General features: G+C 33.0%; 18 protein-coding genes. 16 read left to right on the top strand and 2 right to left on the bottom strand.

Annotated elements, in window-relative coordinates; all coding sequences use genetic code 11:
• Positions 1–2 precede the first annotated feature (2 nt).
• The 13 genes from IMCC3317_RS13610 (at position 3) to IMCC3317_RS13550 (ending at position 12398) form a co-directional block, all read left to right on the top strand.
• Positions 3–482 carry an RNA polymerase sigma factor gene (locus IMCC3317_RS13610; protein WP_160130047.1) on the top strand — a complete coding sequence of 160 codons (480 nt, stop codon included), beginning with the start codon at positions 3–5 and terminating at the stop codon, positions 480–482.
• On the top strand, positions 472–1032 hold the full coding sequence (locus IMCC3317_RS13605; RefSeq protein ID WP_160130046.1) for a hypothetical protein: 561 nt from the start codon (positions 472–474) through the stop codon (positions 1030–1032). The genes IMCC3317_RS13610 and IMCC3317_RS13605 overlap by 11 nt, the downstream gene beginning before the upstream one ends.
• A 278-nt stretch (positions 1033–1310) precedes the next feature.
• Entirely contained in the window at positions 1311–1823 is a 513-nt protein-coding gene (locus IMCC3317_RS13600; protein ID WP_160130045.1) for a hypothetical protein, read from the top strand.
• Positions 1824–2241: 418 nt separating this feature from the next.
• A complete protein-coding gene (locus IMCC3317_RS13595) occupies positions 2242–3705 on the top strand; it encodes a lipopolysaccharide biosynthesis protein (protein ID WP_160130044.1) in 1464 nt (487 codons plus the stop codon).
• Positions 3706–3878: 173 nt separating this feature from the next.
• Positions 3879–4313, top strand: coding sequence for a dUTP diphosphatase (dut, locus tag IMCC3317_RS13590; RefSeq protein WP_160130043.1), 435 nt, complete (start codon positions 3879–3881; stop codon positions 4311–4313).
• Between the two features lie 280 nt (positions 4314–4593).
• Entirely contained in the window at positions 4594–5613 is a 1020-nt protein-coding gene (locus tag IMCC3317_RS13585) for a sugar phosphate nucleotidyltransferase (protein ID WP_160130042.1), read from the top strand.
• 21 nt (positions 5614–5634) lie between these two features.
• Entirely contained in the window at positions 5635–6564 is a 930-nt protein-coding gene (locus IMCC3317_RS13580; protein ID WP_160130041.1) for a tetratricopeptide repeat protein, read from the top strand.
• A gap of 29 nt (positions 6565–6593) precedes the next feature.
• Positions 6594–7364, top strand: a complete 771-nt coding sequence (locus tag IMCC3317_RS13575; RefSeq protein ID WP_228054795.1) for a DUF4292 domain-containing protein — start codon at positions 6594–6596, stop codon at positions 7362–7364.
• A complete protein-coding gene (locus tag IMCC3317_RS13570) occupies positions 7364–8596 on the top strand; it encodes a murein hydrolase activator EnvC family protein (protein ID WP_160130040.1) in 1233 nt (410 codons plus the stop codon). Before IMCC3317_RS13575 ends, IMCC3317_RS13570 begins: the two co-directional genes overlap by 1 nt.
• A 356-nt stretch (positions 8597–8952) precedes the next feature.
• Positions 8953–9687, top strand: coding sequence for a LytR/AlgR family response regulator transcription factor (locus IMCC3317_RS13565; RefSeq protein ID WP_160130039.1), 735 nt, complete (start codon positions 8953–8955; stop codon positions 9685–9687).
• Between the two features lie 30 nt (positions 9688–9717).
• Positions 9718–11697: a tetratricopeptide repeat-containing sensor histidine kinase gene (locus tag IMCC3317_RS13560; RefSeq protein ID WP_160130038.1), complete on the top strand. Its 1980-nt coding sequence runs from the start codon at positions 9718–9720 to the stop codon at positions 11695–11697.
• A 127-nt stretch (positions 11698–11824) separates the two neighbouring features.
• On the top strand, positions 11825–12019 hold the full coding sequence (locus IMCC3317_RS13555; protein ID WP_160130037.1) for a hypothetical protein: 195 nt from the start codon (positions 11825–11827) through the stop codon (positions 12017–12019).
• Between the two features lie 205 nt (positions 12020–12224).
• Positions 12225–12398, top strand: a complete 174-nt coding sequence (locus IMCC3317_RS13550) for a hypothetical protein (protein ID WP_160130036.1) — start codon at positions 12225–12227, stop codon at positions 12396–12398.
• 151 nt (positions 12399–12549) lie between these two features.
• On the opposite strand, the gene IMCC3317_RS13545 is transcribed toward IMCC3317_RS13550, so the two are convergent.
• Both IMCC3317_RS13545 and IMCC3317_RS13540 read right to left on the bottom strand, forming a co-directional pair.
• The gene (locus IMCC3317_RS13545) at positions 12550–13062 is read right to left on the bottom strand and encodes an acyl-CoA thioesterase (RefSeq protein WP_160130035.1); all 513 of its coding nucleotides are present in this window, start codon (positions 13060–13062) and stop codon (positions 12550–12552) included.
• A 164-nt stretch (positions 13063–13226) separates the two neighbouring features.
• Entirely contained in the window at positions 13227–14186 is a 960-nt protein-coding gene (locus tag IMCC3317_RS13540; protein ID WP_160130034.1) for an HU domain-containing protein, read from the bottom strand.
• 203 nt (positions 14187–14389) lie between these two features.
• Here IMCC3317_RS13540 and IMCC3317_RS13535 point away from each other — a divergent pair, with 203 nt between their 5' ends.
• The 3 genes from IMCC3317_RS13535 to IMCC3317_RS13525 all read left to right on the top strand — a co-directional run bounded on the left by IMCC3317_RS13535 (position 14390) and on the right by IMCC3317_RS13525 (position 16976).
• Complete coding sequence (locus IMCC3317_RS13535) at positions 14390–14785, top strand: hypothetical protein (RefSeq protein ID WP_160130033.1); 396 nt, start codon at positions 14390–14392, stop codon at positions 14783–14785.
• Positions 14786–14854: 69 nt separating this feature from the next.
• Positions 14855–15961 carry a DNA-processing protein DprA gene (gene dprA / locus IMCC3317_RS13530; RefSeq protein WP_160130032.1) on the top strand — a complete coding sequence of 369 codons (1107 nt, stop codon included), beginning with the start codon at positions 14855–14857 and terminating at the stop codon, positions 15959–15961.
• Between the two features lie 154 nt (positions 15962–16115).
• On the top strand, positions 16116–16976 hold the full coding sequence (locus IMCC3317_RS13525) for a C1 family peptidase (protein ID WP_160130031.1): 861 nt from the start codon (positions 16116–16118) through the stop codon (positions 16974–16976).
• Positions 16977–17157 lie beyond the last annotated feature (181 nt).

Below are 17157 nucleotides of genomic sequence, written 5' to 3'. Positions count from 1 at the left end.
CCTTGTCAAAAAAATTCACAAAAATCTACCAAAAACACTATGACAAAGTACATAGATTGTGTCTCGGATATGTAAATGGAGATCAAGCGTTGGCGAAAGACTTAGCGCAAGATGTTTTCATAAAAGTTTGGGAACATTTGGATCAATTTCAACAAAAATCGAGCATAGGAACTTGGATTTACCGAATTACTGTCAATACATGTTTGCTATTTATTCGAAAGGATAAAAAAAAGAAGCAGCTCAGTTTCACAGAAATCCAAGATGAAGTTCAAGAAGAAACAAACGATCAAAATCGCGTGAAACAAATGTACGTGTGCATTCACAAACTAAAACAAACAGAACGAATCATCATTTTATTAGTATTAGAAGGTTTACCACAAAAAGAAATAGCAGAAATTACGGGACATTCACATGAAAACATTCGCGTACGAGTTCACAGAATCAAAGAAAAACTAACAAAATGCGTATCCAATGGAATTTAAAGACATACAAAACACATGGCAGCAACAATCAAAATCAGAAGCTCCAAAAACAGTTCCTGACTTTGAACCTGCAAAGCAAAAACTAAAATATCTTCGTAAAAAACAGCAAATTACACACCTTGTTTTAGGAAGTACAGTAGCAATCCTGATTGTATTTTTCTTTTACATATCGGCTTACAAATACAACGGACCACTTTTAGGAATGTCATTACTAATTGGAGTCATTCTAACACGAGTTTACATTGAAATCAGAAGTCAACAGCAACTTAGAAAAATAAACGTTTTACTATCGTTCAATGAATTCAAAGAACAACTCATAGTTTATTATCAAAAACGAAAAACACTGGCTTTCAAAATTGTTCCTGTATTACTTATCATTTACAACATAGGTTTTGTAATCATGTCGTATTATTTTTACCAATATCTATCAAGAGGCTTTTTCTATTATATTGTTGTATCTTATGTTGTATCTTTTGTGATATTATTTTTCTTTATACGAAAACAAGTATTAAAAGAACTGGAAATTTTAGAAAACCTTCAGGAATCCTAAACGTCACTTCGAGTGGCAAATCTGTGATTTGTTGTATCGAGAAGTGCTAGTTTACGAAATAATTAAATAAAAATGGGAACTCGTTTCAAAGCAGTTCTCGATACAATTTTCTATCGAAAATCACTCGAACTGACGTTTGTGAATTTCAAAATAAAAATTTTTTTTCAACAAAGAACAAAGAACAAAGAACAAAGAACAAAGAACAAAGAACAAATCAACACTTCGACTTCGCTCAGTGTAAACAAATTCCATATATTTATAAAAATGCTAAAAGAAAAATGATCAAAAAAATCCTCCCAATTCTTCTAATCATCGGATTCATAAACTGTTCATCATCACAAAAAACAATGACGATGCAAGAAGAAGTTCCATTCAAAACCGAATCTGTATTTGCGCAAGTTTGGACAGCAGGACAAGAAAATGGAGGAAGCGGAATCAATGTACAGATGACAATTACGAATCTTGATACGGAAACAATTGTTTTAAAAGACTTTTACTTCCGTGGAAGGAAAACGACACTACAAGATGCTTCCACCAATAACAATGGATTATTCGTTGCGTATTTTATCAATTCTACAAAAACAGAAAAAGAGATCATGCTTCATGAAAATCACAAAAAAGAAGCAGGCAATGAACCGCCACATTTAGAAGAGAAGTTTCCTTTTACTTTAGAAAATAATGAAGGTGTGATTAGTTACACAGAAAACGGAACGTTGAAATATCATAAAGTAAAAAACATCATAGAAAAATTCCCAATTCATTATCCAAGCGCGCCTGAAAACAAACAGTAAACTAACGTGAGTTCGATATAAAATTTCAGAATGTTTTTTGTCTTTTCCGCAGTATAGCAGGGATTTTTCGTTAAGAATTTTCGAATCCTTGGAGAAAATTTAGAAAAATTCATGCGGTTTTAGTTTTTCCCTAAAAGAAAAACTAAAAATACCTCTGGAAAAGCGCACTTTCTTTTGTTTCTTTTCTTTGTGCGAGCAAAGAAAACGAAAATAACAATATGAAAATGAGGTTTTTATCGTGAAATTTTAAAAAACAGTTCAAAGGTTATTTGTGAAACTTATATCGAACTCACGTTAGTTAAAAACCACTTTACATATCGCGAAAAGCCAAAGAATACAAAATCTCAAGTATCGAGTAAAAATCATTTTGGGAAAGCGCGCAGAAATCAATACTTTTAACGCTTAAACAAAACATGCCTTGAGCGCACTAAAAAAGTTCTTCAAAGACACCATAATCTATGGAATTGCGGCAATTCTGCCACGAGCAATCAACATAGGTTTACTAAGATTACACACCGATGTTTTTGGAGCCGACAAATACGCGGTAAACACCGAATACTATGTGTATGCAGCATATTTGAACGCGCTATTAACGTACGGAATGGAAACGGCGTTCTTTCGATTTTTCAGTAAAGAAAAAGAAAAAGGGAAAATCATTTCCACCTCGTTTATCACATTGCTCTTTACAACAGTCATATTCCTAATTTTAGGATTAACATTTGCGCCCGAAATCACAAAATCGCTCGGTTTTGAAAAAGTGATGTATGTCAAAATCTTAATTTGGACCGTATTTTTAGACACAATTGTCGTCATTCCGTTTGCATATTTGCGCGTTACAAACAGACCAATTCGCTTTGCAGGAATCAAAATAGCGAACATTCTATTTCTGGCAGTTTTAAATGTGATCTTCTTATGGGCAATTCCTACTGGTTTCCTTTCGGAAGAATTATTGCCTGATTCACTCAACTTTTACATAAAAAATGAACCACAAGTTATCTATATATTCTTGGCAAATGTATTTGCAAGCTTACTTACGTTGATACTTCTCATTCCAAACATTCTAAAAATCAAATGGCAATTTGACAAAAAAATCTTAAAACGACTCTTAATTTATGGAATGCCAATTATGGTTGGAAGTTTGGCGTATGTAACCAACGAAAACATTGACAAACTCTTCTTAGGAAACATGATAAGTGATGTTGAAATGGGAAAATACTCAGGTTGTTACAAACTTGGTGTTTTCATGACGTTATACATTATGGCGTTCCGATTAGGTGCAGAGCCGTTTTTCTTCAATCATGCAAAAGAAAAAAATGCCAAAAATAACTATGCAACAATTCTCAAATGGTTTACCATATTGGGCGCAATTTTTATGTTAATTGTTGTTGCATATATTGATTTATTCGCAAGTTTACTCATTAGCAAACCCGAATATTTAGATGCGTTAGCAATAGTTCCAATCATTCTATTGGCGAATCTCTGTTTGGGAATCTATAACAATCTGTCCATTTGGTACAAACTCACGGACAAAACCAATTACGGAATGTACATTTCTATCTTTGGCGCAATTATTACCATTATCATCAACTGGATTATGATTGCTAAAATAGGATTCATGGCGTCAGCTTGGGCAACATTAGTTGCGTACGGAAGCATGATGATTATCTCGTACATACTTGGACAAAAACACTATCCTGTTCCATACAACATAAAACAAATTGGAATTTACATTACACTCGCGGCACTATTATCAGCGTTAGCTTTCTATGATGAGTTTCGCGGTAACTATATCATCACAACTGCGTTACTTTTAGTATTTTTGGCAATCGTTTATATATCAGAACGAAAAGAACTCAAAAGGCTCTTAAAAAAAGGGGAATAGATTATTAGACTTCTTAGATTATTGGACTATTAGACAAAAGACAAAAGACAAAAGACAAATCAACAAAAAAACGAATAACAAATACACAAATTACCGAATACACAAAAATCAAGAGCAAAGACAAATAAACGAATCAACAAACAACCGACAACCGATAACCGACAACTAACAAAATGAATATAAAAATCATCAACAAATCGCAACACGCGTTACCGCATTATGAAACATTGGCTTCCGCCGGAATGGACTTACGTGCAAACCTATCGGAATCTGTAACTTTACAACCAATGGACAGAGCAATCATAAAAACAGGTTTATTCATTGAATTACCAGTTGGAATAGAAGCGCAAGTACGTCCTAGAAGTGGTTTAGCGGCGAAAAAAGGAATCACAGTACTCAATGCTCCAGGAACAATTGATGCAGATTACAGAGGCGAAATTGGCGTGATTCTTGTAAATCTATCCAAAGAAGCATTTACGGTTGAAAACGGCGAACGCATTGCACAATTAGTCATTGCAAAACATGAACGTGCGGAATGGCAAGAAGTAAGTGAACTCTCAGAAACAGACAGAGGCGCTGGCGGATTTGGAAGTACAGGCGTGAAATAGTGTATTAGAAATTAGCTGTTAGAATTGAGTATTGAGAAGTAGTATGAAATTAAAAATTAAAAAGTGTTTATAAGTTGAAAAGTTTATAAATCCAAAAAACGAATTAACAAAAAGACAAAACAAATTTGAAGTTTATCAGTTTATAGTTTAAATCAAAATAAAAGAACAAATTAACACACAACACACAACACACAACACACAACACACAACACACAACACCAAATCAACAAACAGACAAACTAACGAATAAACGAATAAACGAATACCAAAAAAACAAAGCATGAAAATAATCGTACCAATGGCAGGAAGAGGTTCTAGGCTTCGTCCACATTCACTCACAGTTCCAAAACCATTAATTCCAATTGCAGGAAAACCAATTGTTCACCGATTAGTTTCTGACATTGCAAAAGTATTAGGCGAACCAATTGACGAAATTGCGTTTGTATTGGGCGATCCAGCATTTTTTGGAGACGAAGTAGTTTCAAGCTTAACGGAATTGGCAGAAAGTTTAGGTGCAAAAGCAAGTATCTATCGTCAAGATCAACCATTAGGAACTGGTCACGCAATTATGTGCGCAAAAGATTCACTATCTGGACCAGCAGTAATTGCGTATGCAGATACGTTAATTCGTGCTGATTTCAACCTTGATAAAGATGCAGATGCTGCTATTTGGGTAAAACAAGTAGACCAGCCAGAAGCGTACGGAGTTGTCAAACTAAACGATAAAAACGAAATTGTAGAATTGGTAGAAAAACCAGCAGAATTTGTATCAGATTTGGCGGTTATTGGAATCTATTACTTCAAAGATGTTGCTGTCTTAAAAGAAGAATTACAATACGTATTAGACAACAATATTATTCATGGTGGCGAATATCAAATCAATGACGGAATCAAAGGAATGATGCGCAAAGGTCGTCGTTTTGTCACTGGAAAAGTAGACGAATGGATGGATTGTGGAAACAAAAATGTAACCATTGAAACCAACGGAAGAATGTTAGGTTTTTTACTGGCTGATAATGAAAAATTAGTGGCAGATTCTGCTCAAATAATCAACTCCGAAATCATTCCACCATGTTACATTGGCGAAAACGTAATTATCAAAAATTCAACGGTTGGACCGCATGTTTCTATTGGCGATGACTCGCGATTGGAAAACGTAACTCTTAAAAATAGCTTAATACAAACCAATACTACGGTAAAAAACGCTAATTTAGAGGAAGCAATGATCGGAAACCATGCAAAATTTGATGGGAAATTCACAAAAATCAGCATTGGCGATTATTCAACCCTAGAAGCATAACAACTTAGAAATCATCTTTCAATGAAAAAATACATGTACATATTTATATTCTCAGGAATGCTATTTTCCATTCCTGAGATTGTACATGCGCAAGAAGAAGAAAGCGCAGAAATATCATTAGAAGAAAACATTGACGAATTTCAAGAACACTTCTTTGAAGCACTAAAACAACGCGGAATTGAAAACTATGATCGTGCCATTGACGAACTCTTAAAATGTAAAAAAATAGACGACAATGCAAGTGTTTCTTTTGAACTTGGGAAAAATTACTACTCGCGAAAAGAATACGATTTGGCAAAAGAATCGTTCGAAAGAGCAGTCACAAAAAAACCTCAAAATCAGTGGTTTCTTTTAGGATTATTCAATACGCAGTTGAAGCTGAATGAACGCGAAGAAGCATTAGACACAGGAAAAAAAATCGTCTCTCTCAATCCAAAATTTAGAGAAGATGTTGCCAAAGTTTACATCGGAATGCGCGAATACAAAAAAGCATTAAAGGAACTTGAAAAACTCGAAAAAAACGGCGGATTATCATTGATGGCTGCTAACATGAAAAACATGTTGGAAAAGCAATTGCACAAAAATCAAAATTCGTCAGGTGATGTTGCTGAGGTTATCAATCAAACACCAAAACCAAGAGCAGATGCCAACAGTAAAATTTTGGAGCAAATAGAAGAAGCGCTCGAAACCGATGCTTTTACGGATGCAATACGTTTAGTGAAAATAGGATTAGGTGACTTTCCGTCGCAACCAAAACTATATCTATACAATGCAAAAGCATTAAATGCGTTAAAAGAATACAAGAAAGCGATAGAAATGCTCGAAATTGGTTTGGATTACATCATTGAAGATACAAAACTTGAAAAAGAATTCTATCAAGCTTTTGTAGTTGCATACAAGAAAATGGGCAACTCAAAAAAGGAAAACTATTACCGTAAAAAAATACAATAAACGTACGTACGCGCACTAAATTCAAACACTTGAAAAACGGAATTCAAATACTCATTACAAGCATTTTATTGCTCTTTTTAATAGGTTGTAAATCTGCTAAAACAATAACGTCTTCGGGTAAAGTAGCCAATCTGTCTACAAAAAACATCATTAAAAATCATTACAGAAATACGCTAAAGTTCAAAACGATTCGTGGCAAACTAAAAGTTCGTTTCAATAATGGAAAAACGGAAGAAAGTTTTACACTTAGCTTACGCATGAAAAAAGACGAAGCCATTTGGTTAAGCGCGACACTTTCATTAGTAAAAGTATACATTACGCCTACCAAAGTAAGTTTTTATAACAAGCTTGATAATACATATTTTGAAGGCGATTTTGCACTTCTCAGTAACTTTCTAGGAACCGAACTCGATTTTGAAAAAGTGCAAAACCTATTAATTGGAAATGCATTATTCGATTTAAAAAAAGAGCCATTCAACTCTGAAATACAAGACAAAACGTATGCGTTGACACCAAAGCGCGATTTAGAACTTTTTAAAAGATTATTTTTATTAGATGCGTTTCATTTCAAAGTAAAAAAACAACAGTTAGAACAATCCGCAGAACTGCGTTTACTGACAATTGACTATACAGCATATCAAGAAGTAACAGGACAAGTATTTCCTGAAAATATTGAAATCAAAGCGGCAGAAGCCAATAAAACAACGACCATTCAAATAGAATATAGAAAAATAACATTCAATGAAGATGTACGTTTTCCGTTCGAAATTCCAAGTGGATATAAAGAAATAAAAATCTAGTGAAGTCAATATTCAAAAAGCATCATCGTAAAAATATAATTCTACTCTTACTATTATTTGTAAGCTGTATGAGCATGGCGCAAGACAAAAAGAAAGAGCTCGAAGCTTTGCGTTTGCGTTTGCAGAAAGAAATCCGCCTCATCAACAAATTGATCAGTAAAAACTCATCCAAAACAAAATTTATAGTTGAAGATGTACAAAGCATCAATCACAAAATTCGTGTCAAACGAGATTTGATTAAAGTGATGAATCAACAAACAAATCTGTTGACAAATCAAATTAATACAAACATCAAAAAAATAGGACAATTACGAAGCGATTTAACGAAATCAAAAGCTGATTATGCAGCAATGATTCGGAAGTCGTATAAAAGTAAATCTGAAAACAGTAGACTCATGTTTTTACTTTCGTCAGAAAGTTTTCTGCAAGCCTACAAACGTGTTCAGTATATGAAACAATATACGGATTATCGCAAAAAACAAGGCGAAGCAATTGCCGTAAAAACGCAAGAATTACAAAAACTAAACACTACCTATTCCAAACAAAAAAAGGAAAAAGAAGCACTTATTTCAGAAAACAGAAAAGTGCAAAAAGAATTTGAAAAGGAGAAAAAAATGCAAAGCGAAATGCTAGCGACTTTGCGAAAAGATAAAAATAAATACGCGGGTCAAGTCAAAAAGAAGCAACAACAAGCAGACGAAATTGACAGACAAATTGATAAAATTATTCGTGATGCAATTGCAAGTTCTAACAAAAAAGCTGGAAAAACGACAAGTAGCAAAACCTTTGCATTAACGCCAGAAGCCAAAGCTATTGGAAACAGTTTTGCGGCAAACAAAGGAAAACACATTTGGCCAGTTGCAGAAGGAACAAAAACCAGAGGTTACGGACAATACAGAGATGTGTTGAATCCGAACGTTACCAAAATAAGTAATGGAGTTATTATTGCAACAAATGAAGGCGAACGTGTGCGCGCAGTTTATGGTGGAGAAGTTACGTATATGTTTACGACAAATGATGGTGTAAAATGTGTTGTAATTAGACACGGAAGTTACATTACAACGTATTTCGGCTTAGACTCAGTTTCCGTAAAAACAGGCGATAAAGTATCTAAAAAACAAAATATAGGCGTAATGCACACTAATAAAAGTACAGGAAAAGCAGAACTTAAATTTTCAGTCTTTAAAAACACAACACGTTTAAATCCTGAAACTTGGTTGTATCGGATGTGACGCTAGTGCGTCATCCTGAACTTGATTCAGGATCTTCAATGATAACTAAAAGTTCAAATAATTCAAAGACGCTTTTGGAATGTTAGGATCGCTTCACTTCGACTTCGCTCAGTGTAAACGCTTTTGGTATTTTGGTATGTGAATTATTTATCCAATGGAATAAATTTATAAACCTTTCAACTTTTAAACTAAAATTTTTCTGTTGCTTTTAGATTGTTGAACTTTTATGGAATGATAATATAAAAATTCATGCATTCGTGGCAAAAATTACAATATGCATTTACAACGTCTTCATCTAGCATAAACAATAACTATCCGAAATAAAACGCTATATTTAAACGAAAAAATGTTTACAAATGGCAAATATCTGTATTGTTGAAGACGATCAAAATCATGCGTATGCTTTGCAAGAAAAGGTAAAAGCAATTGGACATACAGTGCTAAAAATTTGTGCTACGTTTGAAGAAGCATTGCGAATCATTAAAAAGAACATACCTGATGTAATTCTTTTAGACATTAATCTAAAAAATGATAATGACGGAATTCAATTGGCGCACGCAATTAAAAGCTTTTCTACAATTCCTATTATATATACAACTGCATTAACGGCGAGTAATATTATAGAAAAAGCAGTGCAAATTCGTCCTTCAGGATATTTAGTAAAACCAATAGAAACAGAAACATTAAAAGCAACTATTGAAGTCGCTTTACAGCAGCAAAATCAATCAAATATTGATACAAAAGAAGTGCTTTCAACACAAGAAAACGCTAAGTTTTTAACGGTAAGAGTTGGATATAGATTGCGAAAAATAAATCTAAAAGAAATAAAACTTTTAAAAATTACGTCAAAAAACTATGTAACATTGGTTGATAAAGATGATAAAGAATTTCAACTACGAAATTCTTTAAAAGCACTGATGAAAACTTTAAATTCTCACTTTATACAAGTACACAGATTATACGGAATCAACCTCAATTATATTTTACACATTGATGAAAAAGAACAAATGTTATGTCTCAAAGAGCGCACGCATATTCCAATAGGTCGCACATTTAAAGAAGACTTATACAAACGATTGAATATAATGTGACTCTACAAATTGTGATTCTAAAATAAACAAATGCGAATATATATTGTCATTATTGGTTTTCTAATTCCGATACTATTATACAGTCAAGAAATAGATGTGGTTAAAGAACACCGCGAAATAGATAGTATAAAAACAATTCTAACTGACGCAAATACGGATACAAACAGAAATAATTATATTCGGGTCATCACTTTCTATGCACGAAGAAATATAGATAGTAGTAAAATATACGTAGCAAAATATGCTAAACTTACGCAAGGTTCTACGATGCATTTTGATGCAATTAGTAGAAAAATATATATACTTCAACTCGAAAAAAAATATGATGAAGCTGTTTTACTTATTGAAGAAACGATACAACAAAACTCAGAAGAACTCAACAAGCCAGAAAATAAATATGCATTACTCAAGTTTTATGGAGCTTTAGCTGAAATTTATTTTGATCAGATAGCTTATGAAAAAGCATTAGAAATTTATTATAAAACTGCTTCAATCTATGAAAATGAAGGTGTAGAAGACGAAATTAACTACTATTTAACTTTACACAATATTAGCAGTATTTTATCGCTCATAGGATATGAAGAAAGAGGATTAGAATATTGTGATAAACTTGAAATCCTTTTAACTGAAAAAATTGCTATAATAGATAAATCGCATCGGCAATACTTTGGAGTAACAGTTATAAATATTCACAATCATATTAATAAGGCAGATATCTATGAAAGGTTAAATCAATTGCCAAAAGCTATTATATATGCTAAAAAAGCCGAAGCCTTAAGTATAGCAGAAAAACAGCATAATTTACTTCCAAAAATTTATTCAACGTTGGGCAATATGTATATTGCATCAAAAGATTATGAAAACGCCATACAAAATGGTTTAAAAGCATTAGAGCTCGAAAAACTATACAATTATCCAGAATTTAAAGATACATTTTTACATGCCGTAGGAATAGGTTATTTGGGACTTAAAGATTATGAAAAAGCAATTCCGTATTTAGAAAAGGCACTTGAGGAAACTAATGTGGAAACAGGTAAAGTTCCTGTATTAAATGATTTAGCGAAAGCCTACCAAGAATTAAAAAATTATAAAAAGGCAAATGAAGTATTGCTTCTTCACAACAAATTAAAAGATACGGTATATAATCAATCTCAAGAAAAAGCAATTGCAGAAATCACAGAAAAATATGAGAATGAAAAAAAACAAAAAGAAATCACCTTTCTTAATACTGAATCTGAATTACAACAACTAAAAATACACCAACAATCATATATTATTTATGGAATTGCTGGACTTATTATGCTCTTACTTATTTTAGGAATTGTATGGTATAAAACGAGACAACAAAAGCAAAAATTTAAAGAAGCCATCATCAATTTAGACAAAGAAAAACTACAACAACGTTTTTTGCGAACGCAACTCAATCCACACTTTTTCTTTCATGCATTAACGGCAATCGAAGGATATATTTACAAAGAAGAAAAAGAAACTGCGGCGCTGTTTTTGCAAAAATTTGGCGCGCTGATGCGAACTATTTTAGAATCGTCTGATATTGATTTCATTCCGTTGGAAACTGATATTGATTTTATTGAGAAATATCTAGCGTTGCAATCGTTAAACCACGCTACGAATTTTACGTATACTATATCTTTGGCAGAGGAATTGAATTCTTCAAAAATTATGATTCCGCCAATGTTGATTCAACCTTTTGTAGAAAATGCAATTATACATGGTATTTCTAGTATTGAAAACGGACATATTACCATTGCATATACTAAAGAAGCTACATTTCTGCGAATACAAATTAGCGACAATGGAAAAGGAATGACTACGGAGCCGAAAAAGTCTGGAATGTTGCATCGATCTATGAGTACGGATATTATAAAACAGCGTATTGAAAACATTCAAAAAGTGCATGGAATGGAGATTCAATACAAAATTCTTACCGATAAAAATACGACTGTAATATTTACAATTCCTTTGAAATACGGCAATTTCTCAATCGTTTAACGATTGTTTTTACAGTAAACCACATCAAATAACCACTAAAGATCATCAGAACGACTTTCCGACTCAAAGCTTTTTTGTGGCTAAAAATAATAAAATAAGTTTGGGTATTAACTTAAACTAAAAACTTATGAAAAAACAACTTAAAAAACTATCGTTAAGTAAAAAAGTAGTAGCAAACTTCAATGAGGTACAAGGAGGTAGAGCACCTGAAACACATGGACAAACTTGTGAAGGAATGAGTTGTGAATTATGTGGACCTTCAAATGGTAGAGGATTATGTGAGCCAGGAGGAACATTTGGTGAGACTTGTCCGACAGACTAACATTATAGATAAAGCATAAAATAAAAAAGTGGAAAAATATTTTTTGCCGCTTTTTTTTACCTTACTAATATAAAACATGAATTTGCTTGCTCAATCTTATCAAAAAGGAAGTAAATCTCATCATTTCGACCTTCAAGATCAGGACGTTTTTTTTATAGAAGCTAGAAAAATAAATTTGATTAATTAAATAACAAAACTAAAAATCATGAAAAAACAATTGAAAAAATTATCGTTGAATAAAAATGTAATTTTAAACTTTACAGATATTCGCGGAGGAAGACCAGGAAAAACACATTACAAAAGAGAATGTGAAGATCAAGCACCAGAGCCAGCATCTGATGATGGTTTTACTGGTTATTGCTCAGTAATTGTTTGTTAATATACAAGTAGGATATAATAATAGAAAAGCGGGAACATAGGTTCCCGCTTTTTTATTGCTATTATTTAAGTCATTGTAAAAGTTTTTTCGAAAGGAAAAAGCTAAAGTCTAAAAGCGCAGCGATACCAAAATACCAAAAGCGATAGCGCGTCTAATCAAAAAACAACGCTTTCAATTCAGTTGCTTCATTCGGTTTCATCTTTCCAGCGAGTACCAAACTCAATTGTCGTCTGCGCAAAGCACCTTCAAAACGTTCTTTTTCTAAATCAGTTTCAGGAATTAACTCAGGAATTTGTACAGGTCTCGATGTATCATCAACGGCAACAAACGTATAAATAGCTTCGTTTGCTTTATCGCGTCTTCCAGACTCACGATCTTCAATCCAAACATCAATATAAATCTCCATTGAAGACTTAAAAGCTCTGGAAATATTAGCTTCTACCGTAACCACACTTCCCACAGGAATGGAACGATTGAACGCAACGTGATTCACAGAAGCTGTGACTACAATTCTTCTCGAATGTCTCCGTGCGGCAATACTTGCAGCTCTGTCCATACGCGCTAACAATTCGCCACCAAACAAATTATTCAGCGGATTTGTCTCACTCGGTAAAACCAAGTCAGTCATAATAGTTTTAGATGATTTTGGATGTCTTGCTTCCATCAATAATTTTTTTGCAAAGGTACACAGATTCGTTTTCTAGCATGCTAAAAAAGGAGAATAATTACAAGAAACCATTAAGGAATCACAAAATGTTTCATCTCGCGAAAGCGAAAAAAAAAGACCGCTATAAAAAGCAGTCTTTCAAAATATGTAGTGTAATTTTTTTATTCTGTAACTAACAACCAAGCTTCTGGAGCTTCCGTTTTTTTAATGTGTATCAATGCATTTGTAGCTTCTCTACGACTAGCAAAACTTGCATACGAAACTTGATGTAAACCGTATTTATTTTTGCCTAACAATTCCGCTTCAAAACCATTTGCTTGTAACTCGGCAACTTTTGTATTGGCGTTTTCTTCAATTCGGAATGCGCCTGCAACAACATGATAGTTTCTCACTTCTTTCGCTACTTGCAACGTAATGGAAGGTAACTCAACTGGACTATTTCCAAAAAATGTTGCTTGTTGAATGTATTTATCAATTGATTTTTTTGCTTTCGTATCTTCTACAACTTGTTGTTTTTCTTGTGCTGATTTATTGTATTCATTAAATCCAAAAATACCTGCGGTAAAAATAATTGCTGCTGCAGCGGCATATTTCCATGGAAAACGGAATCTGTTGTTTTCTTCGGCAACTATTAAAGGAATAACTTCAGTTTCTTTTCCTGCAATAACTGGAACGACTTCTTGAATACCTTCGGCAATAACTCTGCTAATTTCTGAAGAAACAAACGAAGACAATCCAAAAGATGCCGTTAAGTAATTCAAATGATACGAAGGTTCGAATTGAATATTTCCTTCGGCATTTAATGATACATCGCCAATATTTTCAAGAGAAACAATCGCTGAATTTTCCAATTCTTGTTTCCACTCAGAAACCTTTGTTAATACTTTTTGTAATGTGGTTTCATACTCTTCGCCAGTAATATCGGCAATGTGTTTTACCAACAAACCATCATTTGAAGAAAGTTGCGCGTTGAACGAAACTACTTTTGAAGGTGGATAAAATGCATTGGTTATATGGTGTACTTGCGCTCCTTTTCGTTGCGTTAAAAAAGCACCGAAGTTAGGAACAGTCACACATTCGTATCTATATAAAAGGTCGCTGATGTATTTGTCTAATCTCATTAAAACAAAGTTAGAAAAAATATAAAGCGAATAGCGTATCTGCTCAATTTTTTATTAACATTATGTGAGTTTGCTATAAATTTAAAAACAGGATTTTTAGTAAGCTGTTCTTTTTCTGAGGAATAGAAAAGTTTTTCTTCTTTTAAACGCTAAACCAAAACTGCTATCTTTCATGCAGAAAACTATTATATGTAATTTGAAACATGAAACAAACAATTACCAAAAGCAATAAAAATGTAGAAATTCTGAATTTGCTAATTGCAAATGGGTTTTATAACGGATACGTCAGAACTGAAAAGTTTGAATTAATGCGGAATCGTTTTCCAAATAATCATAGAATTATTGGAATTGCGAATGATACTGGAAATTACGAACTAAAATTTGACTTTAAACCACCGATGAACATTATTGCAAAATTTTTACTCGCGCTTGGAATTTTAGTTTCTATAATTTCACTGATAAAAGGCAATTGGGTGATTCCTGTTGTTTTAGTTGTTTATGGATTAATAGTAGTGATTGATTTTAAATTAAAAGAGAAAAAAGAAATAAATATTTTGACGGATAAACTTTTGGAATTCCACAAAACTGAACCTAATTAAATAAAATTCTACCAAAGAAAGCTTCACCTTAAAAAAATCCTGTAACTTTAGTTTCGAAAATTAATTACTATGAATTCTGAACAAGAATTGTTGTACACACTTGCGCTTCAAAAAACAGCAAAAGTGGGTGATATACTCGCTAAAAAACTCATAAGACATTGTGGAAACGCAGAAGCCGTTCTCAAAGAAAAGAAAGATAAATTACTCAAAATAGACGGAATTGGCACGTATGCTTTATCAGATTTACATAATTCTAAAAATTTAAAATTAGCTGAAAAAGAGTTAGCGTTCATTCAAAAAGAAAACATTAAGGTTCATTATTTTTTGGATGAAACCTATCCAAATCGATTGCTACATTGCGCGGATAGTCCAATTTTACTATTTCAGAAAGGAAATGCAGATTTGAACGCTTCCAAAATGATTAGTATTGTCGGCACACGAAAAGCTACCACGTACGGAATTGATTTTTGCAAAAAATTAATTGAAGATTTATCACCAATTCAACCAACAATTGTTTCTGGTTTTGCTTACGGAATTGACATTGTTGCGCAACGTGCCGCGGTAAAAAATAACGTTCCAACGATTGGCTGTTTGGCGCATGGATTGAATCAAATATATCCGAAGGTTCATGAAAAATATATGAAAGGTGTACAAGAAAATGGTGGTTTTGTCACCGACTTTTGGAGTACTTCCAATCCAGATCGTGAAAATTTCTTAAAACGAAATCGATTAATCGCAGGAATGACGCAAGCAACAATTGTCATAGAATCTGCCGAAAAAGGCGGAAGTTTAGTGACGGCGCATATTGCAAATTCGTATAACAGAGACGTTTTTGCAGTTCCGGGAAGAGTTGGCGATTCGCAAAGTATTGGTTGTAATAATCTCATCAAACAACAACGCGCGCACCTTTTAACGTCTGCGGCAGATATTTTATATTTATTAGGTTGGGAATTGGAAACGGCAACAATTCAACCTGTACAAAAACAATTATTTGTAGACTTAAATACAGAAGAAGCTTCCATTCATTCATATTTGCAAGAAAAAGGACAAACGGTTTTGGATAGTATTGCATTGGAATGCAAATTGCCAATTCATAAAGTAGCACCAATTCTATTACAAATGGAAATGAAAGGTGTTATAAAACCATTGCCAGGAAAATTATTTGAAGCCGTTTAGAAATTGTAATATGTTGATGTTAAGCAAATAAATAGTATATTTAATCTGAAAATAACTAATAAATATAAAGATGAAATCAGTTTCTTTTTGTTTACTTTTTTTAAGTGTGAATTTTCTTTTTAGTCAAATCAAACTAAAAAGCCCAGAGGAATTAATGAGCAGTAGAATTCATATAAGCTCTCAAACACCTGTGAAAGATCAAGGAAACGGAAATTCATGCAGTGCTTTTGGAGTTGCTGCCGCTTTGGAAACCTTGCCAAATATGCCTAAAGATATTAGTGAAAACTTCTTGTATACGGCTCAAAAATATGAACAATTCGATACCAACAATACAATTACGAGAGGAACTTTTTTAAAAGCATATGTTACTTCATTGCCAAAATATGGCATTCTTACAGAAGCGGAATTGCCATATCCACAAATAGCAGCTTCAAAATGGGAAGATCATGAATCAGAAGTTCTGAAAATATTAAAGGAATCACCAACTGGACCAGTATCTTTTATATATAAATACAAATCTATTGCTAAATTTCTCAACTTGGATTCCTATGAATATATGGATAGAATGCAAAGTAAGAACATCGAACGTATTAAATGCTTGTTGGACAATGGCGTAAAAGCAATTCCAGTTTCCTATGAATTATACATGCCAGCTTGGGAAAAATTTCAAGCTACAAAATACACCACAATTACACCAGATAAAGGCTATTTTTTGAGAGGTTTTAATCAAAAACAAGTAACATATAGTGATATGAAAAAAGCAATTGTTAATCTTAATGATAAGATTAATAGTGGACAAATTGTTTTAGAACGCACCGTTGTACCAACAAAAAATTATAATCCATATGGCGGACATGTAGTTGCAATTGTTGGGTACGATTCAGAAGGATTTATTATTAAAAATTCGTGGGGAACAGATTGGCGTTATTATGGATACGAACGCATCAGTTATGATTATCACGAACTTTTTGCGTACGAAGCGTTGGCTTTGAAAAAAGTAAGTTTTAAAAAGTGATTCTAGGGAATACATTTTCTTCTTTTCCGCAGTATAACAGGGATTTTTCGTTAAGAATTTTTGAAGCCTTGGAAAAAATTTAGAAAAATCACTGTGGTTTTAATTTTTCCCATAAAGGAAAATTAAAAATACCTCTGGAAAAGTGCACTTTCTTTTGTTTCTTTTTTTTGTGCGAGCAAAG

This window comes from Kordia antarctica (assembly GCF_009901525.1).
Taxonomy (GTDB): domain Bacteria; phylum Bacteroidota; class Bacteroidia; order Flavobacteriales; family Flavobacteriaceae; genus Kordia; species Kordia antarctica.
The sequence above is the reverse complement of the archived record's forward strand: the minus strand, read 5'-3'. Positions and strand labels throughout refer to the sequence as shown.